At 72.3% G+C, this 21,107-nt stretch carries 23 protein-coding genes; 11 read left to right on the forward strand and 12 right to left on the reverse strand.

Annotated elements, in window-relative coordinates:
- Positions 1–1,396: 1,396 nt before the first annotated feature.
- The 6 genes from AC067J_RS09395 to AC067J_RS09420 form a co-directional block, all read right to left on the reverse strand.
- Positions 1,397–1,816, reverse strand: coding sequence for a hypothetical protein (locus AC067J_RS09395; protein WP_478297297.1), 420 nt, complete (start codon positions 1,814–1,816; stop codon positions 1,397–1,399).
- A gap of 206 nt (positions 1,817–2,022) precedes the next feature.
- The gene (locus AC067J_RS09400) at positions 2,023–3,111 is read right to left on the reverse strand and encodes a radical SAM protein (RefSeq protein WP_478297380.1); all 1,089 of its coding nucleotides are present in this window, start codon (positions 3,109–3,111) and stop codon (positions 2,023–2,025) included.
- Positions 3,112–3,130: 19 nt separating this feature from the next.
- On the reverse strand, positions 3,131–3,664 hold the full coding sequence (locus AC067J_RS09405; protein WP_478297298.1) for a class IV adenylate cyclase: 534 nt from the start codon (positions 3,662–3,664) through the stop codon (positions 3,131–3,133).
- Positions 3,651–4,262, reverse strand: coding sequence for an AAA family ATPase (locus tag AC067J_RS09410; protein ID WP_478297299.1), 612 nt, complete (start codon positions 4,260–4,262; stop codon positions 3,651–3,653). Before AC067J_RS09410 ends, AC067J_RS09405 begins: the two co-directional genes overlap by 14 nt.
- 105 nt (positions 4,263–4,367) lie before the next feature.
- On the reverse strand, positions 4,368–4,571 hold the full coding sequence (locus tag AC067J_RS09415) for a hypothetical protein (protein WP_478297300.1): 204 nt from the start codon (positions 4,569–4,571) through the stop codon (positions 4,368–4,370).
- Positions 4,568–5,026 carry an ATP-binding protein gene (locus AC067J_RS09420; RefSeq protein WP_478297301.1) on the reverse strand — a complete coding sequence of 153 codons (459 nt, stop codon included), beginning with the start codon at positions 5,024–5,026 and terminating at the stop codon, positions 4,568–4,570. Before AC067J_RS09420 ends, AC067J_RS09415 begins: the two co-directional genes overlap by 4 nt.
- Before the next feature lie 215 nt (positions 5,027–5,241).
- Here AC067J_RS09420 and AC067J_RS09425 point away from each other — a divergent pair, with 215 nt between their 5' ends.
- Together AC067J_RS09425 and AC067J_RS09430 are read left to right on the forward strand one after the other, a co-directional pair.
- Entirely contained in the window at positions 5,242–6,423 is a 1,182-nt protein-coding gene (locus AC067J_RS09425; RefSeq protein ID WP_478297302.1) for a helix-turn-helix domain-containing protein, read from the forward strand.
- On the forward strand, positions 6,420–6,722 hold the full coding sequence (locus AC067J_RS09430; RefSeq protein WP_478297303.1) for a hypothetical protein: 303 nt from the start codon (positions 6,420–6,422) through the stop codon (positions 6,720–6,722). The genes AC067J_RS09425 and AC067J_RS09430 overlap by 4 nt, the downstream gene beginning before the upstream one ends.
- 70 nt (positions 6,723–6,792) lie before the next feature.
- On the opposite strand, the gene thiC is transcribed toward AC067J_RS09430, so the two are convergent.
- Positions 6,793–8,604 carry a phosphomethylpyrimidine synthase ThiC gene (thiC, locus tag AC067J_RS09435; RefSeq protein ID WP_478297304.1) on the reverse strand — a complete coding sequence of 604 codons (1,812 nt, stop codon included), beginning with the start codon at positions 8,602–8,604 and terminating at the stop codon, positions 6,793–6,795.
- 415 nt (positions 8,605–9,019) lie between these two features.
- On the opposite strand from thiC, the gene AC067J_RS09440 reads away from it, so the two are divergent.
- From AC067J_RS09440 to AC067J_RS09470, 7 genes are all read left to right on the forward strand, one after another.
- Complete coding sequence (locus tag AC067J_RS09440; RefSeq protein ID WP_478297305.1) at positions 9,020–9,226, forward strand: hypothetical protein; 207 nt, start codon at positions 9,020–9,022, stop codon at positions 9,224–9,226.
- 103 nt (positions 9,227–9,329) lie between these two features.
- Positions 9,330–10,826, forward strand: coding sequence for an SPFH domain-containing protein (locus AC067J_RS09445; protein WP_478297306.1), 1,497 nt, complete (start codon positions 9,330–9,332; stop codon positions 10,824–10,826).
- A gap of 80 nt (positions 10,827–10,906) precedes the next feature.
- Positions 10,907–11,920 (forward strand): 3-oxoacyl-ACP synthase III family protein, encoded by a 1,014-nt coding sequence (locus AC067J_RS09450; protein WP_478297307.1) that lies wholly within the window; start codon positions 10,907–10,909, stop codon positions 11,918–11,920.
- Positions 11,917–12,732, forward strand: a complete 816-nt coding sequence (locus tag AC067J_RS09455; protein WP_478297308.1) for a glycosyltransferase family A protein — start codon at positions 11,917–11,919, stop codon at positions 12,730–12,732. The genes AC067J_RS09450 and AC067J_RS09455 overlap by 4 nt, the downstream gene beginning before the upstream one ends.
- A gap of 100 nt (positions 12,733–12,832) precedes the next feature.
- Positions 12,833–14,320, forward strand: coding sequence for an AMP-binding protein (locus AC067J_RS09460; protein WP_478297309.1), 1,488 nt, complete (start codon positions 12,833–12,835; stop codon positions 14,318–14,320).
- Complete coding sequence (locus tag AC067J_RS09465; protein WP_478297310.1) at positions 14,317–15,615, forward strand: cytochrome P450 family protein; 1,299 nt, start codon at positions 14,317–14,319, stop codon at positions 15,613–15,615. The genes AC067J_RS09460 and AC067J_RS09465 overlap by 4 nt, the downstream gene beginning before the upstream one ends.
- Positions 15,606–16,529 carry an NAD-dependent epimerase/dehydratase family protein gene (locus AC067J_RS09470; protein WP_478297311.1) on the forward strand — a complete coding sequence of 308 codons (924 nt, stop codon included), beginning with the start codon at positions 15,606–15,608 and terminating at the stop codon, positions 16,527–16,529. Before AC067J_RS09465 ends, AC067J_RS09470 begins: the two co-directional genes overlap by 10 nt.
- Before the next feature lie 27 nt (positions 16,530–16,556).
- Here the strand turns inward: AC067J_RS09470 and AC067J_RS09475 are convergent, their stop codons facing one another.
- The 3 genes from AC067J_RS09475 to AC067J_RS09485 all read right to left on the reverse strand — a co-directional run bounded on the left by AC067J_RS09475 (position 16,557) and on the right by AC067J_RS09485 (position 18,108).
- Positions 16,557–16,757, reverse strand: a complete 201-nt coding sequence (locus AC067J_RS09475) for a DUF5326 family protein (RefSeq protein WP_478297312.1) — start codon at positions 16,755–16,757, stop codon at positions 16,557–16,559.
- Between the two features lie 287 nt (positions 16,758–17,044).
- On the reverse strand, positions 17,045–17,713 hold the full coding sequence (gene tenA, locus AC067J_RS09480) for a thiaminase II (protein WP_478297313.1): 669 nt from the start codon (positions 17,711–17,713) through the stop codon (positions 17,045–17,047).
- 77 nt (positions 17,714–17,790) lie between these two features.
- Positions 17,791–18,108, reverse strand: coding sequence for a cupin domain-containing protein (locus AC067J_RS09485; RefSeq protein ID WP_478297314.1), 318 nt, complete (start codon positions 18,106–18,108; stop codon positions 17,791–17,793).
- A 104-nt stretch (positions 18,109–18,212) separates the two neighbouring features.
- On the opposite strand from AC067J_RS09485, the gene AC067J_RS09490 reads away from it, so the two are divergent.
- A complete protein-coding gene (locus tag AC067J_RS09490; protein WP_478297315.1) occupies positions 18,213–18,587 on the forward strand; it encodes a phage holin family protein in 375 nt (124 codons plus the stop codon).
- 116 nt (positions 18,588–18,703) lie between these two features.
- On the opposite strand, the gene AC067J_RS09495 is transcribed toward AC067J_RS09490, so the two are convergent.
- The gene (locus AC067J_RS09495) at positions 18,704–19,129 is read right to left on the reverse strand and encodes an SsgA family sporulation/cell division regulator (RefSeq protein WP_478297316.1); all 426 of its coding nucleotides are present in this window, start codon (positions 19,127–19,129) and stop codon (positions 18,704–18,706) included.
- 205 nt (positions 19,130–19,334) lie between these two features.
- Entirely contained in the window at positions 19,335–20,216 is an 882-nt protein-coding gene (locus AC067J_RS09500) for an IclR family transcriptional regulator (RefSeq protein ID WP_478297317.1), read from the reverse strand.
- Positions 20,217–20,543: 327 nt separating this feature from the next.
- On the opposite strand from AC067J_RS09500, the gene AC067J_RS09505 reads away from it, so the two are divergent.
- Positions 20,544–21,071, forward strand: a complete 528-nt coding sequence (locus AC067J_RS09505; RefSeq protein WP_478297318.1) for an NUDIX domain-containing protein — start codon at positions 20,544–20,546, stop codon at positions 21,069–21,071.
- The last annotated feature ends 36 nt before the right edge of the window (positions 21,072–21,107 follow it).

Genomic DNA, 21,107 nt, shown 5'->3' on the forward strand with positions numbered 1-21,107 from the left:
TCTGACGCACACACAACCCGAATACGGCGGACACTTCAACTCCGCGACAAGCCGGAAGAAGTTTCCCGGAAGAAACAGCGAGAAAGAACGAGACCCAACGGAACGGAATGACACAGGGTGAGACGATCCGGCATGACGCATTTCACACCCCTCCTCCCGTCGGCAAGCCCTTCCCGCCGACAACTCCGAACGGCCCGTCCGCCTGAGCAAGACTGATCCTGCACACCAGGCATGTCCTTGCGCAGGAGATGCAGCCCGTGGTAGCCGACCCCAAGCCACACCTCCCGCCGAGTCACCCAGCCATGGCCGGGCCGGTGCGGTCCGCTTCACAGTGCACTCCGATCCCCGGTTTGGTCCGGCCGGAGAACTCCGGTAGAGGCCCCTCCGCCCGCATGGCCAGTACGCCACGCACAGCCTGTGGACAGTCTCCGGCGACCGCGCCCCCATATCCGACATGCCCTGTTCCTCCCGGTTCGCTCCTGAAATGCCCCTTCACCTGATAGAGGCCGCAAAATCGGCGCCCGTGTGACATCTGCGGCGAACTTTCTTCCGCGACGCCCGGCAGCGGGACCGCACAGGCCAACCATGAGCCGCGATCAGCCCGACGTATCGCGCCGATCTTGTGCTAGGGGTCCGGGCGCGGGCAGGAGGCGGCATCGCACATAGAGGTGCCGATCAGGGCATCGGTGTGACATCGGGCCAGGACTCATCGCAGCAACCCGGAGCACCGCCAGGGCCAAGGCCGGATCACGGCGCGCGGACAGCAGTCAGGGCCCGGCCAACAGGATGCGCGCGGGGATGGGCACCGCGGATTCCTGACGCAGACGGCCCAGCAAGGCGACGGGGATGAGGAAGGTGCACGGCCGGCGGAAGGCGGCCAGATCCAGGCAGACGAAGAGGGCAGGGGGAGGCGGTGTTCAAAGTTTCATTACTGGATCAAGGGCGGCCCGCCAGAGGCGGGCCGCGCGCCGCCGCGTTTCCGCCCGCCGCTCCTGTCTCGCGCCCCGCTATGGGCGGCCCCGCTGGCGGCGCAAGAACGGGGGTGGCGGTCGAGCAGGGCCAGGACGAGCCGGACAAGCGGTCCGGCCCGGCGTGGCCCAGGTCAAGGCCGATGGTTGCCCGCCGTACGTCCAGGCTCCCCGCTGCCCGATGATCCGGGGCGGACGGAACCCGTCAAGCCCGCAACGCTCGCCACCGACGGCCAGGTACAGGCCCGTCCAGCGGGCTTGACCGAACCCGCCCGCCCCTACTCTCGGCAGCTATCGGGGAGCCCGGCCGGAATGGTCCCCGTCTGCCCTCGCCCACCAGCACGACCGGCCTGCCGCGCAACGCAAGTAGGGCCCGGCGCATCACACACGCCGAGCCCCACATGTCGGTTCACGGATGATCTGCCGGACTACCCGTTGCCGAAGGTCCCGCCAGACGCGGTCGCCGACCGGGCACAGCGAGCGCACCTCATCCTCGACCAGATCACCAACGGGCCACGGACCACGTCCTCCACGCCGCCTTCCAGCGACAACCTTCCGGCGGGCAAGCCGCAGTCCAGGCAGACCCGATCCGCCTCGCGCCGGGTGAAGCAGTCCAAGCAGAGGAGCACGTGCGGCACCTCCGCGAGGATGGCGGCCGGCTCCGGCGCATTCGTCAGGTGACGGCACGCCTTGAGGGTGTTCTGCTGCCTCGCCGCATCCATCGCGGCCACCGCTTCACGCTGCCATGCCGGGACCAGGGCCGCAGGAACGGAAGTCTCCGGCCCTCTGCCCTGACGGGCCAGGAAGCCGGCCGCGTGAGCACCCGCAGCACGGATCTGATCCTCCATGGCCACCCACCCGGGGTCCTCAGACTCGTTCATCTTGCCCGTCTCACTCTTCCGAATCGGCTGCGGGAGCGCCCCGCCCCGGTCGTCCGTGGTCCACAAGTCACGTCACCGGGGCGGGGATTGTGCCACCCGGCGGTTGCAGGTGCCGCCGGGAATCGGGAGGTCTCCCCTGTCCGCTACCTCAAGCAGACCGGGGCGACCCAGCATCAGGCAGCGGCGCCGTACTGGCTCGTCAGCCGCCGGACTTCGGCATCCTTGAACGCCTGGACCTCTTCCACGATGCCGCTCTTCGCCAGCTCGGCCACGGGCACGCAGAGGTCCATCCGCTGGATGCAGACGCCGACCATGTACTCCCCCTGTTCGGTGAGGTAGAGCCGGACGCCGTAGTAGCCCTCTTCGCAGTCCGTGTCGTTGTTGAAGGTGCACGACGCGCAGGTGTCCGGCAGTCGCACCGGCAGCAGGCGCTTGACGTAGACGGCCCGGCTGCCGAGCGCCCGATAGAGGGTGCGTTCGTCGGAGGTTCCGGCGGTGAACGTCCGGAGCACCGGTTCCGCGCCCACCCGGGCCAGCACTTCGGATATCGCCGCGATCGACTCCTGCCCGTCCTGGATGCTGGTGAGCATCCGCACGTCCGCGAACTGGCCGTACGACTCGACCAGGTTGACGACCCGGTCCACGTGGGCCAGGCCGGGCACGACGATGTTCACGGAGACCTTCACACCGTTGGACACGGCGGCTCGGATGGTCTGCTCCGCAGAACGGATCTTCGCATCAGCCAGGCCCGCCGACTTGAAACGCTCGGACTGCACGGCCTGGAGCTCTTCGGCGGTGGTGCCGAAGACCGAGACGTTGACCCGGTTGAGGCCGGCCGCCGAGCACTCCGGCATCACCTGCCGCCCGCGCTCCCCGTTGCTGGTCATTCCGACACTCAGTCCCATTCCGGTGAGCGCCGAGACCAGCGAGGACACCTCAGTGTGGAGGGTGGGTTCCCCTCCCGTGAGGTGAACCTCGCTGGCGTCGAACGCCTTCGCCACGGTCCGCACCGCCCGCCGGAAGGCCATGTCCGGGGCCATCTTCGCGGAGAGGAAGTTGACCCTGTTCGTCTCGCTGTAGATCGACACGCGCCCGGTCCTGCCCGGCCCCGACACGAAGGGCAGCAGGGTGCGGCCCTTGTTGTCAGCCGTGACCGGCGTTCCCTCGTTGTGGCAGAACGTGCAGGCCAACCCGCAGTCGTCGATCACCTTGACGCGGATGGTCTTGTCCCGGACGACACGGACCGCCGGGTGTTGGGTCACTGACAACGCTTGTCTCCTGTCACTCGAACGTGAGCCGGGGGATCGACTCGATGTCGATCCCGTACCGGCGGTAGACCTTGGTGGTGTTCTCGCTCGTCAGCTCGGCCAGCGGCAGCCCGAGCGCGAGTGCCGTCGAGTGGACGTGGTCGGCGCTGTCCCCCTCGATCTCCAGGTACGCGGGGATCAACGGCCACTCATCGATCTCGATGGCCGCGCCGCCCAGCGTCCAGGAGGACCGGCGGTTCTCCTGGTACGCCTTCGGCTGGTACCCGAGCTTGGCGAGAAGCGAGTTGGTGGTGTCGAAGTCGCCTACGGTCGTCTCGGTCTCGGTCACGCCGTCGATTGCGTCGGAGTGGATCTCCTTGACGCACAGCGTCACGTCGCTGCCGGTGTCGCGCAGGCGGACCCAGGTGCCGGGCCGGCCGGGGATGTCATAGACGTAGCGGCGCTGGAACCGGTCGCCCAGGTGCTCCGCCCCGGCCTCCGCCAGGCGCACGCGCATCTTCTCCGGCTCGATGGCCAGGATCTTCGCTTCGAACTCAGTTACGGTCATGGGAAGTTGCCCTTTCTAGACGAGGGTTCGGAACACGCGAGCGCACGATATCGGCTATCGCGTCGCCCACCTGTTCCGGCGTGCGGCCGGTGCTGTCCACGGGCACGAGGCCGAATGCCCGGTACACGCGGCAGCTCTCGGCGACGTTCGGCTCCTCACGCTGATGCCAGTAGCTCAACGTCCCCTGCTCCGCCCGTCGGCGAAGGCGCTCCCGTCGTGCACGCTCGTCCACCTCCAGGAGGACCGCCACGTCCGGCACGAGGACCCCGCTCGGGTACTCCGGGGCGCAGTCGTGCCCCATGGCGCTGTGCGTGGCGACGGTGCGCGGGAAGTAGGACTCGACCACCACCGTCCGACCGCTCTCGATGATCTGACGGGCCGTCTCGGACTTGAGGTGGTTCGCCATCATCCACCAGTGGTACCGCGCCGACAGGTTGCCGGTGGCGTCCACCTCCGCCCTCACGCGGGAGAACGTCGGCAAGGTGCCGTCCGTGAGGTGGACGCCGTTGAGCAAGGCCGCGAGCAGCGGGGCGACGGTGGTCTTCCCGCTCGCGCTGAGGCCATCGAGGGTGACGAAGGACCCGCGGGCCACGTCCATCTGAACTCCATTCCTCGGTCGGTTTCCGGGTCGTACGGAGTTGCGGAACCCGCCCCGGTCGGCGAGGGGGTTGCAGGCCGGGGCGGGAGCCTTGAGGCGCGTCACTCAGGCAGGCGGTTCGCGGTCCGGAACCGACTGGGCGGTCTGCACCGGTCCAAGGTGGTCAGGGTCCAACTGGTGGGCCACGGAAGTGCCGAGGAGAAGAACGGTGACCACGTGGCCGAGCGCCCAGAAACCCGTCAGCACCGCGCCGACGGGATCGCGGTGTTCGCCGCGGTGACGACCGCCGGCCGAGTTGCGCTCAGTCATGCCTTCACCGTCCTCAGCTCGAACCAGACCCACTTGCCGAACGGCGCCCAGGCCACGCCCCAGCGAGCGGAGAGGTCTTCCACCAGCCCCAGGCCATAACCGGATTCCGCCTCACAGGCCGGGGCCGTGCGGCACGGCAATGCGCCGGACGAGTCCCGGACGCCGACCCACACCGACGCCTTCTCCCGGTTCACCGCGACGGCGATCCGCGTGCACCCCGTGTGCCGAACCGCGTTGGCGACCAGCTCGCTGACCAGCAGCTCCGCGACCTCTCGCAGCCCCTCAGCACCCCACGCCTTGAGGGCAACAGTCACCAACTGGCGTGCGGTACGCGCCGATTCGGGACGGCAGGGCAGTTGCAGCAGGCACCCGAGGTCATCAGGCTGCACTACCGGGATCTCGATCAGCGCGGCGTCAGAGGGGCCGGCAGACGTTGTGCTGACGCTGACAGACATGCGGCCTCCGGTCTGTGAGTGCAGGTCAGGTCTTGGTGACGCCGCCCGGGGGTCCTTCCCGACAGGGCCGGAGTGACCGACCCATTACCCCGGGCGACTGAGAACCATCAAACGCCTGCGGTTCGGGTAGGGACAGGGCGATGCTGTAGGCAGACGCTAGGCACTTCACTAGGCTGTCTGGCTCCCACCAACGGCACCGCAGAGACGGGCCTCAGATGACCAACGACGCACTACGACGGCTTCGTCTCGGGCGAGAGTGGACCCAGGGCGAGGTCGCCGCCCGAGTGAACGCCCGCATCAAGGCAGCAACCGGGCGAGACAGGGCGATTGACGCCAACGTGATCAGCCGATTAGAACGTTGCGTGATCACGTGGCCGGAGCAGGAGGTCCGCGACGCCCTGCGCGGAGTCTTCGGCGTGGCCACGAACGCAGAGCTGGGGCTGTTCCCGAAGCGGACCCGGCGGGACCGCGAGGAGGTGAGTGAGTCGAAGCGCCGCGACTTCTTGGCCGTCTCCTTGGCAGCCATCCTGCCCGACGTGATGCCGTCGCCAACTTCCTTAGGCATGAAGGACATTGACGATATCGCAGAGCGGACATTCGCCCTGGAGGAGTGGGACCGACGAAGCGGAGGCGTCGCCACACGCCATCTCGCGTTCGGCGAGCTGCGAAGCACCGTTGACCTGACCAAGTCCTCCATGGGACCGCGTGTCCGCGACCGGCTCTGCGGTCAGATCGCCAACCTCGCCGATCTGGCCGCCTGGTCAGCGTTCGACGCGGGGCAGAGTGCGCCCGCTCGCAGCACCTTCGGGCTCGGTATCAAGGCTGCCCAAGAGGCCGGCGACGACGGCCTGTTGTGTCACGTCGCAACCGGCCTCGCCCGCCAGGAGATCGCCGAGCGCAAGCCGAAGGACGCCGTCGCCCTGGCCGACATGGCGATGGGGAATGTGCCCCTGTCTGCACTGGCGATGATCGCGGCGGTGAAGGCCCAGGCATATGCCATCCAGGGCGACGAGGCCGAGGTGATGCGACAGATCAGCCTTGCCGAGTCGATCTACAGCCGCGTCACCGACCTTCACAGCGAACCACGCTGGATGTGGTACTTCACCCCGCACAAGCTGCACGGGGAGACCGGCCACGCCCTCTACCTGCTCGCCACGGTCACCGGGCGTCCTGTCTCCGATCTGGTGTCCCGACTCCGCCGGGCCGTGGATTCGCAGACCTCCAACCGAGCCCGCTCGAAGGCGATCGACACCGCCCAACTGGCCACCGTGCTCTACCGGCAAGGTGCTCAGGAGGAAGCCGAGCACTACGCCCGCACCGCAACCGACCTTTCCACCGTGGTCCGCTCCGCACGACTGGATGCCGCACTGGCAGAGATGAGGAGAGCCCAAGCATGACCATCGAAGACGTGATCAAGGAAGCCGCCGCCCGTGGAGTCCCGGGCCTGCCGGAGCCTTCCCGATTGACGCACGTCCGGGTGTGGCCGGGTGCGTCACAGTGGGTCGGCGAGGTCGGCGAGCCGCCCCACAACGAGACCGTGGGCGAGGGCATGTTCGACACCAAGGACGAGGCTCAGGAGGCCGCGTTGAAGGCCGTCGCCGACAGCCGGTCCTTGTTGGTCGCGCTCTTGCCGTCGGATCTCGCCGCGACGGCCGACGAGTGGCCGGAGCCGATCGTGACCGCCTGGGACGCCTGACGCACGTCGAAGCGCTGCCCTGGGAAGCCCCCTCTTCCTCCCAGGGCAGCGCGGTATCGGAGACGCCGGATCAGTCGGCGAGCGGGAGGTAGACCCGGTTGCCCTGAGCCGCGAACTCCTCTGACTTGGCCTGCATGCCAGCCACGGCCTCAGCGTCGTACTCGGTGTTCACGGCCTTGTCGCCGTACAGCTCTGTGATGCTTTTACTAATCTTCATCGAGCAGAACTTCGGGCCGCACATGGAGCAGAAGTGCGCCGTCTTGGCGGGCTCGGCGGGGAGGGTCTCGTCGTGGAACTCGCGGGCCGTCTCCGGGTCGAGGGCCAGGTTGAACTGGTCCTCCCAGCGGAACTCGAAGCGGGCGTCGGAGAGCGCGTCGTCCCAGGCCTGGGCGCCGGGGTGGCCCTTGGCGAGGTCGGCGGCGTGGGCGGCGATCTTGTAGGTGATGACGCCGGTCTTCACGTCGTCCCGGTTGGGCAGGCCCAGGTGCTCCTTGGGCGTGACGTAGCAGAGCATCGCCGTGCCCCACCAGGCGATCATCGCGGCGCCGATGCCCGAGGTGATGTGGTCGTAGCCGGGCGCGACGTCCGTGGTGAGCGGGCCGAGCGTGTAGAACGGGGCCTCGTCGCAGATCTCCTTCTGGAGGTCCATGTTCTCCTTGATCTTGTGCATCGGGACGTGGCCCGGGCCCTCGATCATCACCTGGACGTCCTTGGCGCGGGCGATCCGGCCCAGCTCGCCCAGCGTCTGCAGCTCGGCGAACTGCGCCTCGTCGTTGGCGTCGGCGATCGAGCCGGGGCGCAGGCCGTCACCGAGCGAGAAGGTGACGTCGTAGGCCGCGAGGATGTCGCAGAGCTCCTCGAAGTTGGTGTAGAGGAAGTTCTCCCGGTGGTGCGCCAGACACCAGGCCGCCATGATCGAGCCGCCGCGCGAGACGATGCCGGTCTTGCGACGGGCCGTCAGCGGCACGTACCGGAGCAGTACGCCGGCGTGGACGGTCATGTAGTCGACGCCCTGCTCGCACTGCTCGATGATGGTGTCGCGGTAGACGTCCCAGCTGAGCTCCTCGGCCCGGCCGTCGACCTTCTCCAGCGCCTGGTAGAGCGGCACGGTGCCGATCGGCACGGGGGAGTTGCGCAGGATCCACTCGCGGGTGGTGTGGATGTTGCGGCCGGTGGAGAGGTCCATGACGGTGTCGGCGCCCCAGCGGGTGGCCCAGGTCATCTTCTCCACCTCCTCCTCGATCGAGGAGGTGACGGCGGAGTTGCCGATGTTGGCGTTGATCTTCACCAGGAAGTCGGTGCCGATGATCGCCGGCTCCACCTCCGGGTGGTTCACGTTCACCGGGATGACGGCGCGGCCGCGGGCGACCTGGTCCCGCACGAACTCGGGCTCCAGGCCCTCGCGCAGGGCCACGAACTCCATCTCGGGCGTCACGGTCCCGCGCTTGGCGTAGGCGAGCTGGGTGACGGCGGTACCGCTCCGGCCGCGCAGCGGGCGGCGAGGCCGGCCGGGGAACACCGCGTCCAGGTTGCGCAGGTTGCCGCCGCGCGGCGAGGTGTGCTTGATGCCGTCGTCCTCGGGGCGCGACTCCCGCCCGTCGTACTCCTCCACGTCGCCGCGCTGGCGGATCCAGGAGTCGCGCAGGGCCGGCAGGCCGCGCCGCACGTCGGGTTCGTAGGCCGGGTCGGTGTACGGCCCCGAGGTGTCGTACAGCGGGACGGTCTTCCCGTCGGTGAGCACGACCTCGCGGTACGGAACGCGCAGGTCGGGGCGGGATCCCTCGCGGTGGGCCTTGCGCCACGCCGGGGTCGGGTAGCCGGTGCCGGCACTGGAGGCGGCGGAGTTCCGGGCAGACTGCGGCTGTGCGTCGAACGTGGTCATCAGACCTTCTACTCCCTACGCCGGCATTACCCGGTCAGGTTCCTGCGGTCGACGCAGCGGTCGGCACGTCCAGTGACGTTCCGGTCAGCGCCCTCTCAGCCCGGTGCTCCGAGCTCCCGTGTCCGCAGGCGGTGTTGCCTGCGCATGACGTCCAACACCGTAGCGAGCCGATCGCCGGAGGTCCAGAGGGGGTCCGGACGGTGGCCGCGGGGTGACGGCCCCGACCGGACGGGCCCGCGGTCCGGGCCGGGCGGACCGGCGGAGGACCGGACGGGCGGACGACCGGGCGACCGGAGGGGCCGAGCGGAGGACCGGACGGGCCGAGCGGACGGGCAACCGGTCCCCGGGCGGGCAGACTGGCAGTCACAGGGTCGGCGGCGGGGTCGGCGGCGGGGACGACGAGAGGGAGGCCGGCGTGGTCGGAAGCACGGGACGGGTCACCGGGGTGGTCGGCGCGGGGCTGGTCGGCGAGGTGATGGTGCACGTCCCGGAACGCCAGGGCGCCGAGGCCTTCCTCGCCTACCTCGCCGTCCCGGGGGACCGGCTGCCGGTCGGCACGCCGGTACTGGTGATCGAGTACCAGCCGCCCCGAACCGTGTACGTAGCTCCCATCGGGCCGTGACGACCTTGTGACGGGCCGTCATGTCACTTCCCTTTCCATCGGATTGGCCCGAGCGGACAATCCGAATCGGCGCATCTTCTGCGCCGGAAGGGGGAGTTGAACCATGGTGTACCTCATCCCCGGAGCAGTGGCCGCGGTGCTGCTCATCGGGATCACACTCTTCAAGCTCATGTGGCGGGTGGCGGAGCCGAACGAGGCGCTGATCATCTCCGGTTCCCGGCACCGGAACGAGGGGGTCGGTGACGGGCTGGGATTCCGGATCGTCACCGGCCGGGGGACCCTCGTCACCCCCGGGCTCCAGGGTGTCCGGCGGCTCTCGCTGGACCTCAACGAGGCCGAACTGAACGTCGAGTGCGTCACCACGCAGGGCATCCCGGTCCGGGTGAAGGGCGTGGTGATCTTCAAGGTCGGCGACGACGACGTCTCGATCGCCAACGCCGCCCGCCGCTTCCTCGACCAGCAGAAGCTGATCAGCCAGCGCGTCCACAACGTCTTCGCCGGCCACCTGCGGTCGATCGTCGGCGGGCTCACCGTCGAGGACATGATCCGCGACCGCGAGCGGCTCACCGGGGAGACCAGGGCCGCCTCGGGGCTGGAGATGGAGAAGCTCGGGCTGATCATCGACACCCTGCAGATCCAGGAGATCATCGACCCGACCGGCTACATCAAGAACCTCGCCATCCCGCACGCCGCCGCCGTCCAGCGGGACGCCCGGATCGCGCAGGCCAACGCCGACCGGCTGGCCACCGAGGCCGAGCAGGAGGCGGCCGCCCGGAAGGCCGAGGCGACCCGCAACAGCGAGATCCAACAGGCCTCGTACCAGGCCGAGATGGACACCGCCACGGCCCGCGCCCGGCAGGCCGGACCGCTCGCCGACGCCGCCGCGCGGCAGCAGGTGGTGGTCCAGGAGACCCGGGTCGCCGAACTGGAGGCCCAGCGCAAGGAGCAGCAGCTCCAGATCGACGTCCGCAAGCCGGCCGACGCCAGGGCGTACGACACCCGGACCACGGCGGAGGCCGACCGCGACGCCCGGATCTCCGCCGCCCAGGCCCAGGCCCAGGAGACCGAGCTGAGGGCCGCGGCCGAGGCCGGCCGGGTCAAGATCGCGGCCCAGGCCGAGGCGGAGTCCACCAAGCTGCGCGGCCTGGCCGCCGCCGAGGCGACCAGGGCCACCGGTGAGGCGGAGGCCGCGGCCGCCGAGGCCCGCGGCCTGGCGGACGCGAAGGCGGTCCAGGCGCTCGGGCTCGCCAAGGCCGAGGGCATCAAGGCCCGCGCCGAAGCACTGGCCGAGAACCAGGAGGCCGTGGTGGCACAGGAGTTGGCGGAGAAGTGGCCGGACATCGTGCTGGCCGCCGCGGAGTCCTTCGGCCACGTCGAGCACATGGTGCTGCTCAACGGCGCCGACGGGATGGGCGAGTTGTTCGCCAAGGCGCTCACCATGGGCGGCACCGGACTCGGCCTGGCCCGCCAGTTGCTGGCCACCGTCGGCCCGGAGGCCGCCCCGGCGCCCGCCGCGGTCCCCGCGCCCGCGCAGGCCGTCCCCGTCCAGCAGGTGCCGGTCGACCGGGTACCCGCGGACCGGGTGCCCGGGGAGGAGTGACGTGATTGGGTAGCCCGCCCGCGCCCACCTGAGTACGGGTACTCAGGTGGGCGCGGGCGCGTCCGCCGGACGATGGGGGCATGCACCCTGCAGCCACCGCGCGGATCGGCATCACCGCCGTCGGAGCCCACCTCCCCGCCCGTCGCCTGACCTCCCAGCAGCTCCAGGACGAGGTCACCGCCGGCGGCCGGCTCCGCCTGCCGGAGCGGACGTTCGAGAAGGCGACCGGCATCGTCACCCGGCACTTCGCGGCCGAGGGCGAGTACGCCTCCACCCTCGCCGTCGGAGCCGCCCGGCGCGCGCTCGCCGCCCGCGGACTGGACCCGCTCGACCTCGACCTGCTGCTGTACGCGTCCGCCACCCGGGACGTCTGCGAGCCCGCCACCGCCCACCTCGTCCAGGCCGAACTCGGCTCCCGCGCACACGCGCTGGACGTCAGCAACGCCTGCAACAGCTTCCTCAACGGCATCGACCTGGCCCGCGCGATGATCCTCGCCGGCCGGGCCCGGCGGGCGCTGGTGGTCACCGGCGAGACGCCGAGCCGGGCGATGCGGCGCGACCCGGAGGGCCTGTCCGACTTCCGCGACGGGTTCGCCGGCTACACCTTCGGCGACGCCGGCGCGGCCGTCGTGGTCGAGGCGGTGGAGCGCGGCGGCATCCTCGACATCGAGACCGAGACCGCCTCCGAACACTGGGAGGTCGGCGGCATCCCGGGCGGCGGCTCGCGCCACCCGCGCGGCGACGAGTACAGCTACTTCCGGGGCGGCGGCAAGGAGTTGCGCGGCGTCTTCGAGCGGATCGGCGGGCACATCCTGACCCGGGTGGCCGCCCGCACCGGCCTCGGCTGGGACGACTACGCCCGGGTGCTGGTGCACCAGGTGACCCTCCCCTACCTGGAGCGGTTCGTCGAGCTCACCGGCGTGCCGGCGGAGAAGCTGGTGGTCACCGTGCCCGAGCTGGGCAATGTCGCCAGCGCGACGCTCGGCATCCAACTGGACCGAATACAGCACGAGTTGAACCCGGGGGACAAGGTGCTGCTGATCGGCCTGGGCGGCGGCGTCAGCCTGATGACGATGGTCTGGGAGGCGTCGTGAGCACCCCGCCGGCCTCCGGAACCGGCCCGGCCCCCGGTCACGGTCACGGTCAAGGCCCCGGCCCCGGCCCCGGTCACGAACTCTGGGTCGTCGTCCCCGCCTACCAGGAGGAGGCCCGGATCACCGGCACCCTGAACGCCCTCGCCGCCCAGCGGGACCGGGAGTTCACCCTGCTGGTCGCCGACAACGGCTCCACCGACGGCACCGTGGCCGCCGTCCGGTCCTTCGCCGCCCGGGCACCCTTCCCGGTGGAGGTGCTGGTCGAGCCGGAGAAGGGCGTCGGCTCGGCGGTCGACACCGCCTTCCGGCACGCCATCGCCCACGGCGCCACCCTGCTCGCCCGCACCGACGCCGACTGCCTGCCCGAACCCGGCTGGAGCGCCGCCGCCCGCGCCGGGCTGCTCACCGGCGGCGGGCTGGTCTGCGGACGGGTCACCGCCCGCCGGGACGAGCACGGGCCGGCGGGCCGCGCCGTCTTCCTGGTGCTGGTCGCGCTGGGCGCGTTCTTCGGCCGGATCCGGCCCGCGCACCGCCGCCGGCACGGCTACCTCACCCCGTACCGGATGCACGCCGGCAACAACATGGCGATCACCGCCGAGCTGTACCGGGCGGTCGGCGGCATGCCGCGCCGGCCCTCGCCCACCGACCGGACGTTCATCAACAGGGTCCGCCGACACACCACGGCGATCGTGCACCGCCGCGACATGGTGGTGCAGAACTCCACCCGCCGGATCCGGGCCTACGGGGTGGTCGGCACCGCGCGCTGGTACCTGGAGCGCGGCGCCGGCCCCCGTTCGGCGGACGTCCGCTGAGCCCAGCGAAGGGCCCGCCCCGACCAGACACCGCCTCCCGACCCACCCGACCCGCCACCTCACCGACCCGCCCCGCCAGACTCCCTCGCCGAGGAAACCGATGCTCGACCGGCTCGCCCACGCCCTGCGCACCGTCCACCCCGACCGCCCGGCCGTGCTGCGGCACACCCGGCTCGGCACCACCCGGGTCGGGATCCGGCGCGGCGAACTCGCCGACCTCGCCGACACCTACGCCACCGCCCTGCACGCCCGCGGACTCACCGACGGCGACACCCTCGGCGTCGCCGTCCGCCCCGGCCCCCGGGCGCTCGCCGTCATGCTCGCCGCGCACCGGCTCGGCCTGCGGATCGCCGTGCTCGACCCGGCCGCCGGCCCCGACGTCCTGGCCGCCCGGCTCGCGCTGGCCCGGCCCGACCTGGTGCTCGCCGACGCCGCCGCCCAGGCGGTGGCCGGCTGGGCCGGACCGGTGGCCCGCCGCGCCGGCCTCGCGCTGCCCCCGCTGGGCGCGCTCGGCCCGGTCGCCACCCTCGGCCGGCGCCTGCCCGGCTGCGCGCCCCGGCTGCGGACCGGCCGGTTCGGCGCCTCCGTGCCCCGCGTCCCGGGCCACGACACCCACGAACGCGACGGCGACGCCGTCATCGTCTTCACCTCCGGCACCACCGCCCGCCCGCGCGCCGTGGTGCACACCCGGGACGGCCTGGCGGCCGGGCTGCGGACGGTCGGCGCCCTGGTCGGGCCCCGGCCGGGGACGACCGTCCTCGGCGGCACCTTCTTCGTGCTGGTCCCGGCCCTCGCCGCGGGCGCCGCCGTCGCGCTGCCGGCCCGCACTCCGGCCGCGCTCGCCCGCCAGCTCGCCCGGCTGGCACCGGCCCACACCTACCTCACGCCGCCGCAGCTGCGCGCCGCCCTGGCCGCCGGGGCCCGGTTCACCGGCCGGGTCTGGACCGGCTCGGCACCCGCCGACGCCACCCTGCTCCGCCGGGCCAAGCAGGCCGGCGCGGACCAGGCGTGGGGCGTGTACGCGCTCACCGAGCTGTTCCCCGCGGCGGCCGTCGAGGAGGCCGAGAAGAGCGCCTTCACCGATCCGGGGGACCTGGTCGGCGCCCCGCTGCCGGGCGTCCGCACCGACCTCGGTCCGGACGGCGAACTGCTGCTCACCGGCCCGGGCGCGCGCCACCGCTACCTCGGCGAGGAACCCGATCCGTGGGTGCGCACCGGCGACCGTGCCGTGCTCGCCCGGGACGGCCGGATCGTGCTCGCCGGTCGGCTCAAGGACATGGTGCTGCGCCGCGCCGACAACATCTACCCCGGCCTCTACGAACCGGCGCTGCACCTGCCGGGCGTCGAACTCGCGGTACTGGTCGGCGTCCCGGACGGGGACGGCGACGAGCGGCTGGTCGCCCTCGTCCAGCCCGCCCGCGGCACCGACCCCGGCCGGCTGCGGGCCGCGCTGCACGGCCCGCTGGACCGGATGGGAGCGGCCCGCCCGGACGCCGTCCTGTTCGGCGAGGTGCCGCTGGCCGGCCGCTCCCGCAAGCCCGACCGGGTGGCCGCGTCCGCTTACTGCGCAGGGGAGTTGTCCGCATGAGCAGACCCGCCCCCGGGCCGGCCGCCGGCGCCCCGGCCACCGCGAGCACCCCTGCGGCCCCCACCACCCCTGCGGCCCCCGATCTCGCCGTCCTCGAACGGGCGGCCTCCGACCGCACGGCCCGCCGGCGCGACCGCCGGGTCTACCTGCGCAGCCACCCGGTGCTGTTCGCGCTGCTCGTCGCCACCCGCCGGCGCCCGGTGGTCAGGCTCGGCCGCACCGTCCTGGTGCACGGCGCCGAGGCCTACCGCGAGGCGCTCACCCGGATCCCGCTCGACCGCACCGCACCCGGCACCACCGGCGGGGCCGCCGCCCGACTCACCGACGGCGGGCTCCTGTTCGACCAGGACGGCGCCGAACACCGTTCCGCCCGGCGGGCGTTGGCGAGCGACCTCGGCTCGGCGGCGGTGGAGCGGATCCGCCCGCGCTGGCAGGCCGTACTAGCCGAGCGGATCCCGGAGCTCGCCGAAGGGCCCATCGAACTCGTCTCCCTGGCCGAGGAGTTGGCCGGGGTGACGGCCGCCGCGCTGACGGGTTCGACGGCCTGCCCGCACGCCCTGGCCGGCGCCGCGACCCGGGTCGCCGCAGCCGCCGCCCGTGACCACCTGCCCGGCCCCCGCCCGCGCCGCACCGCCCGGACGTCCGCCGCCCGCGCCGCCGAGCTGGCCGCGCTGCTGCCCGACCCGCTGGACGCGATGGTCGCGGTCGCCGCCGTCAACACCACGGTCGCCGCCCTCCCCCGGGCCGCGGCCTGGTGCGCGGACGCCGGGATCTGGCCCTCGGTCGACGCCGCCACCGCTCCCGCCCTCGCCGCCGAACTGCTCCGCCTCACCGCCCCCTCGCCGCTGCTCCCCCGGGTGGCCGGCGCCGACGCCGTACTGGCCGGCCGCCGGATCCGGGCCGGCGACCGGCTGATCCTGGTCGCCCGGCACGCCGCCCTGGCCCACCGGCCGGAGCCCGCCCCCGGGCCGGCCGCCACCCAGGCCGTCTTCGGCGCCGGCCCGCACGCCTGCCCCGGGGCGGCTCCGGCCCGGGCCCTGCTCGCCGACCTCCTGCTCGCCCTCGCCCCGTACCGCCCGGTGGTCGCCCGCGCCCGGGCCGACCGCCGCGCCGCCCTCCCCGGCTGGGCGGAACTCACCGTCCGCAGCACCCGCGCCCCCGGCGCCCCGGCCACAGCCGCGCCCACATCCACATCCACCGCCGCCGCAGGAGCAGCAGCAGCCGCCGCACCCCGCTGCCCCCACACTCCGGCGACCGACCCCGCCCCCGACCGAGGAGCCCCCCGATGCGGATAGCCGTCACCGGCGCGAGCGGCTTCTGCGGCTCGCACGTCGTCCGCGCCGCCGTCGCCCGCGGCCTCGACGTGGTCTGCTACGGCCGCCGCCCCGGCCCGGCCGGGCGCCACGTCCGCTGGGACGCCGCCATCGCCGACCCCGACCTCACCGGCGTCGACGCCGTGGTGCACTGCGCCGCCGCCGTCGCCGACCTGCCCCCGGGTGCCGCGGCCGAGAAGACGCAGTACGCCGTGAACGTCACCGGCACCGAGCGGCTGCTGCGCGCCGCCGCCGACCGCCCGGTCGTCTGGGTCTCCAGCGCCAGCGTCTACGACCCCCGGATCGACCGCGAGTCCGTCCAGGAGCACCACCCCACCGAAAACGGCCACCTCAACGCGTACGGGCGCACCAAAGCCGCCGGCGAGCGTCTCGCACTCGCGGCGGGGGCGGTCGTGCTGCGCCCGCGCGCCGTCTACGGGCCGGGCGATCCGCACCTGGTGCCCCGGCTGCTGGAGCGGGTCCGGTACGGGCGGCTGCTGCTGCCCGGCGGGGACGTCCGGCTCAGCCTCACCGCCGTGCAGAACCTCGCCGACGCCTGTCTGGCCGCCGCCGGCTCCGGCCGGCCCGGCCGGCGGCCCTGGTCACCCGGCGCCTACAACATCGCCGACGCCCGGCACTACCTTCGCGACGAGGCGGTCCGGGCGGTGCTCGCCGCCCACGGCGTGCGCGCACGGATCCACCACGTCCCGGCGCCGCTGGCCCGGCTGGCCGCCCGCACCGGAAGGGTCCCCGGCCTGACGCCGTACGCGGTCGACCAGCTCTCCCGCAGCGTCACCCTGGACCTGGCCCGCGCCCGTACCCAGGGCTGGCACCCGCTGTGGGACCTCGACACCGTCCTGCTGCTCGACGACGGCGGACGCCCGCACCCCCGGTGAGGGTGCGGGCGTCCGTGAACGGCCGGTTCAGTTCCTGGCGGCCTTCTTCACCAGGATCACCACGGCGGCGGCGATGCCGACCACCACCAGCAGCTTGACGGCCAGGCTCAGCAGGGCGCCGACGACGCTGAACACCAGGCCGAGGATGTTCCAGGCGAGTACCAGCACCAGTACCGGGACGACGATGTTGCGCACCCACGAGGGCAGCGACTTCCAGAGCTCAGCCATGTCCGTTCCTTCTCTCCCCTTGGGGCCGGCTGCCGTCCGGTGCCGCATCCCGCTCGTTCTCGGTACTTCGATCGTACGGCGACGCACGTGGCCGGACGAGGGACAACGGCCCGGAGAGAACCCGGAGATCACCCCTACCCGGGCCCCCGGGGGAACCCCCGGGCCGACCCCCGCCCGGCGCCCTGGCAGCACCGCCCGGAGCCCCGGTCGGAGCCGTGGTCGGAGCCCCGGTCGGCTCACCGCCCGGAGCACCGGGAACGACCTGCGGGGAAGAGCCCGCGGCAGGGTCAGACCGGCCAGGTCTCCCGCCGCCACGCGGCGTCCCAGAACATCCACTCGTACCGCGAGGTGGTGACGAAGTGCTCCACCACGCGCCGCCGTTCGGCCGGGGAGATCTCCTCGCCGAGCCGGTCGGTGAGCGCCAGCACCCGCCGCACCACCGACTGGAACGCCTCGTCGCCGTAGGTGGCGATCCACTTCGCGTAGAGCGGGTCCGGGGACCCCTGGGCGAGCAGCCGGTCGCCGACCCGGGCGTAGATCCAGTAGCAGGGCAGCACCGCGCCGACCGCCTCCGCGAACGAGCCGCCGTAGACGGTGGCGAGCAGGTAGCTGGTGTAGGCGCGGGTGGTGGGCAGCACCGGTTCGGCGGCGGCCTCCTCGGCGGTGTCGCCGAAGGCGTCGAGGAACTCGGCGTGCATCCCCTGCTCCGCCGCCAGCGCGCCGATCGCGTCGTCGGCGAAGGCCCGCACCTCCTCCTCGCCCGGCGCCTTGGCCGCGCAGACGGCGAGCGCGCGGGCGTAGTCCCGCAGGTAGTGCGAGTCCTGCACGACGAAGTGGCGGAAGGCCTCGCGCGGCAGGGTGCCGTCGGTGAGGCCGGCGATGAAGGGGTGGTCGAGGATCTCGGCGTAGACCGGCTCGATCGCCGCCCAGAGTTCTTCCGTCAGGCTCAGGCTCATGCCCCGACCCTAACCGGCGGGTCCGGCCCCCACGGGTCCGGTCCCCGGGGGTCCTGACCCCCGGTGCCCTCCCCGGTTCAGTCCTCCGGCGGGGAGAACACCACCAGCACCCGCAGTTCCTCGGTGATGTGGTGGAACCGGTGCGGCACCCCGGCCGGCACGTAGACGACGGTGCCCCGGCCCACCGTGGTCGTCTCGTCCCCGACGGTCAGTTCGGCCCGGCCGCTGACCACCTGGTAGATCTCGTCCTGGGCGTGCGCGGTCTGCGGATCGGTGTCGCCGGGGGAGAGCGCGTAGAGGCCGGCGGACATCCGGGGTTCGCGCAGGAACCGCAGGTACGCGCCGTCGTTGGCGGCGCGTTCGGCGTCCAGTGCGTCCAGTCGGAACACCTTCATCGGGGCACCCCTCCTCGTCCGGGCCTCGGTCCAGGGGCATTCAACACCAAACATCCGGGTCAGGGCCGTCGCCCGCCCCTTGACCGACCTGGGACGCTGGCCCCATGAAGGGTTTCCTCATCAAGACACTGATCAACGCGGCGGCCATCTGGGTCGCCGCCTGGATCGTCCCCGCGATCTCGCTGACCGGGGACGACTGGCAGCACAAGACGCTCACGGTGATCGCCGTGGCGCTGCTCTTCGGGGTGGTGAACTGGCTGATCAAGCCGGTGGTGAAGTTCTTCTCCTTCCCGCTGTTCATCCTCACCCTGGGCCTGTTCACCTTCGTCGTGAACGCGCTGATGCTCTGGCTGACCTCCTGGGCCTCGGACAAGCTCGACCTGAACTTCCACGTCGACGGCTTCTGGGCGGCGCTGTTCGGCGCGCTGATCATCAGCCTGGTCTCCTGGGGCCTCAGCCTCGCCCTCGACGACGACTGAGCGAGCCGCCGTGCCCGCCCGCGAGCAAGGGCCCCCACCCGGTGACGACCGGGGAGGGGCCCTTCTTCTTCCCGCTTCCGACCCGGGTGCCGGCCGCTCCGGCGGAGCGCGGCCGGTCACCCGGCGTTCTCATGCCCCCGGAGGATGAGTGCGAGTTGGGCGTCGAGTTCGCCGGCGGTGGTCTCCTGGCCCATCGGCACCAGCCGGTCGGTGCGGGCCAGGAACGCGACCAGCGGCGGTGCCGGGGCGCGCAGCACGGCGTCCCCCTCGGGGGAGTGCAGCACGACGCACACCTCGGCGAGTTCCCCGCCGACCGGATGGATGTGCACGTCGCCCTCGCCGGCCGGCCGGCCGATCCCGTCGAGCAGCAGCTCGCGCCCGAACACCCAGGCCACCGGCTCGTCGCCGGGCAGGTGGAAGGTGAAGCGGACCGCGTACGGGTCGACGGCGTCGTACGCGAGGTCGACCGCGATGCGGAAGGAGAGCTCGTGCGAGACCACCAGGTTCATCATCAGGCGGCCCTGGACTGTGCTGTGCTGCATGGCGCCGGTACCTCTCGTTCTGCCCGGCCGTGCGTGCTGCGGGTCCCGCAGGCGGCCGGGCGGTGCAGTTCGCTGACAAGGGGAGGGGGTGCGTGCGGTACGTCCATCCTCATCGTCCACGTTTGGGGACGTAGTGGACAAGACGTGCTTTTTCAAATGGTGAACGAGGGGCCCCGTGCGGGACAGGCCGGGCCGGCCGGGGGCGTCAGAGGACGAACGACGGCGTCATCGCGCCGACGCTGCGGCGCAGTTGCCCGGCCGCCGCGGCGAGCCGGTCGACCTGCTCCACCGGCAGCGAGAGCGCCATGGTGGCGACCACCGAGCCGACGGTGATGGGGACGGCCGCGCAGACGGTGCCGAGCGCGTACTCCTGGCGCTCGACCACGGGCATGGTGGGCCGGAGCGCGGCGAGCCGGCGCAGCACGGCCGACTCGTCGGTGAGGGTGGAGGGGGTGAGGCCGACCGGGGGGTGGCGGGCGAGGTGGTCGCGCCTGGCCTCCTCCGGCAGCTGGCCCAGCAGGCACTGGCCGATGGCGTGGGCGTGGGCGGTGGCCCGGAAGTCGGCCCACGGTTCGACGGCGGGCTGGTGCGCACCGGCCGCGACGTCGACCACGGTGATCTCGCCGTCCCGGTAGAGCGCGAAGTAGACGGCGGCGCCCAACTCGTCGCGTAACCGCTCCATCCGGGCGCGCAGGTCGAAGCGTTCGGACTGCCGGTCGTCGGCCCGGCCTATCCCGTCGACCGAGTCGCCGTAGTAGAAGCGGCCGTCGGCCCGCCGCAGGTAGCCCTCGTGGGTCAGGGTGCGCAGCAGGTGGTACGTGGTGCCGAGCGGGAGTCCGGCGGCGCGGGCGAGCTGCTTGGCGGTGGCCCCCTGGAGGAACCCCCCGACCGCCTCCAGCAGTCGCAGCGCCCGCTGGACCGAGGCGATCAGGGTGGGCTGCCGCTCCTTGCGGGCGGGACCCGACGGACTCGAAGGGCCGGTCGGACTCGAAGGGCTCGTCAGGCTCGTCGAACCCGAAGGGGCGGTCGGACCCGCGGAACCCGCGCGCCGTGGCGCCGGTGACGTGCGCTCTGCGGTCCGATCCATGGCCACGCCCTGCCCCCAGCCCGAGTCATTGCACAGGAGGGCATGCGGAGTGAATCGCTCCGGTTTGCCCGATAGTCGCTCATTGCAGCACAGCCACGACGCCGCTGCAATCACTCTTGCACTGTTCACTCGGCAAAATCCTTTGAATCAAAGGCAAGATAGCAACGATGAATGCAATTCAAAGATCCGTTTAAGGTTCATCTTCGCTATCCAAGATCCATCCCGGCTCCGAACCCTCCCCGAACGGACGCACCCCGGGCGGGCCGCGTTTCGGCCCGCCCGGGCCGCGGGAGACTCCCGCACAACGCTCCAGCCCCGGAGGCCGCCATGCGCACCCCGCCTCGCCCCGTCGTCAAACGAACCGCCCGGGCGATCCTGCTGGAGGTGGACCCGGGCGACCCGTACGGACCGGCGTCGATCGTGCTGATCAAGCGGACCCGGCCGGGCTCACCGCACCCGTACTGGATCACCCCGGGCGGCGGCGTCGAGCGCGACGACCGCACCGTGGTCGAGGCCCTGCACCGCGAGGTCGACGAGGAGCTCGGCGGCAAGGTGGTCGACGTCGTGCCCGCGTTCGTCGACACCATCAGCCACACCCACCACGACGACGGCACCCTGCTCCACCCGCACGGGGTCAAGGTGCAGCACTTCTTCGTCTGCCGGCTCGCCTCGATGGACCTCAGCCGCCGTCACGGGCCCGAGGTCGAAACGCCGAACGGCGCGTACGAGGTCGTCCGGGTGCCGTTCACCCGCGAGGGCGTCACCTCGGTCAACGTGGTGCCGCCGAGCCTGCGGGCGTACCTGGCCGCCAACATCGAGGGCGTCCGCGCCCTGCTCGCCCCCGACCTGGCCTGACCCCGTCCGCAGGGGCCCGACGCCGCCCGGACCCGC

It is taken from the genome of Kitasatospora sp. NPDC042419 (assembly GCF_056437345.1).

What these genes read in the sequence shown, in the direction of transcription:
- AC067J_RS09465 (WP_478297310.1), top strand. Translation starts at nt 14,317, where the DNA reads ATGAGCAGACCCGCCCCCGGGCCGGCCGCCGGCGCCCCGGCCACCGCG.
- AC067J_RS09500 (WP_478297317.1), bottom strand. Translation starts at nt 20,216, where the DNA reads ATGGATCGGACCGCAGAGCGCACGTCACCGGCGCCACGGCGCGCGGGT.
- AC067J_RS09485 (WP_478297314.1), bottom strand. Translation starts at nt 18,108, where the DNA reads ATGAAGGTGTTCCGACTGGACGCACTGGACGCCGAACGCGCCGCCAAC.
- AC067J_RS09410 (WP_478297299.1), bottom strand. Translation starts at nt 4,262, where the DNA reads ATGGACGTGGCCCGCGGGTCCTTCGTCACCCTCGATGGCCTCAGCGCG.
- AC067J_RS09495 (WP_478297316.1), bottom strand. Translation starts at nt 19,129, where the DNA reads ATGCAGCACAGCACAGTCCAGGGCCGCCTGATGATGAACCTGGTGGTC.
- AC067J_RS09470 (WP_478297311.1), top strand. Translation starts at nt 15,606, where the DNA reads ATGCGGATAGCCGTCACCGGCGCGAGCGGCTTCTGCGGCTCGCACGTC.
- AC067J_RS09430 (WP_478297303.1), top strand. Translation starts at nt 6,420, where the DNA reads ATGACCATCGAAGACGTGATCAAGGAAGCCGCCGCCCGTGGAGTCCCG.
- AC067J_RS09445 (WP_478297306.1), top strand. Translation starts at nt 9,330, where the DNA reads ATGGTGTACCTCATCCCCGGAGCAGTGGCCGCGGTGCTGCTCATCGGG.
- AC067J_RS09505 (WP_478297318.1), top strand. Translation starts at nt 20,544, where the DNA reads ATGCGCACCCCGCCTCGCCCCGTCGTCAAACGAACCGCCCGGGCGATC.
- AC067J_RS09415 (WP_478297300.1), bottom strand. Translation starts at nt 4,571, where the DNA reads ATGACTGAGCGCAACTCGGCCGGCGGTCGTCACCGCGGCGAACACCGC.
- AC067J_RS09405 (WP_478297298.1), bottom strand. Translation starts at nt 3,664, where the DNA reads ATGACCGTAACTGAGTTCGAAGCGAAGATCCTGGCCATCGAGCCGGAG.
- AC067J_RS09475 (WP_478297312.1), bottom strand. Translation starts at nt 16,757, where the DNA reads ATGGCTGAGCTCTGGAAGTCGCTGCCCTCGTGGGTGCGCAACATCGTC.
- tenA (WP_478297313.1), bottom strand. Translation starts at nt 17,713, where the DNA reads ATGAGCCTGAGCCTGACGGAAGAACTCTGGGCGGCGATCGAGCCGGTC.
- AC067J_RS09460 (WP_478297309.1), top strand. Translation starts at nt 12,833, where the DNA reads ATGCTCGACCGGCTCGCCCACGCCCTGCGCACCGTCCACCCCGACCGC.
- AC067J_RS09425 (WP_478297302.1), top strand. Translation starts at nt 5,242, where the DNA reads ATGACCAACGACGCACTACGACGGCTTCGTCTCGGGCGAGAGTGGACC.
- thiC (WP_478297304.1), bottom strand. Translation starts at nt 8,604, where the DNA reads ATGACCACGTTCGACGCACAGCCGCAGTCTGCCCGGAACTCCGCCGCC.
- AC067J_RS09395 (WP_478297297.1), bottom strand. Translation starts at nt 1,816, where the DNA reads ATGGAGGATCAGATCCGTGCTGCGGGTGCTCACGCGGCCGGCTTCCTG.
- AC067J_RS09490 (WP_478297315.1), top strand. Translation starts at nt 18,213, where the DNA reads ATGAAGGGTTTCCTCATCAAGACACTGATCAACGCGGCGGCCATCTGG.
- AC067J_RS09420 (WP_478297301.1), bottom strand. Translation starts at nt 5,026, where the DNA reads ATGTCTGTCAGCGTCAGCACAACGTCTGCCGGCCCCTCTGACGCCGCG.
- AC067J_RS09450 (WP_478297307.1), top strand. Translation starts at nt 10,907, where the DNA reads ATGCACCCTGCAGCCACCGCGCGGATCGGCATCACCGCCGTCGGAGCC.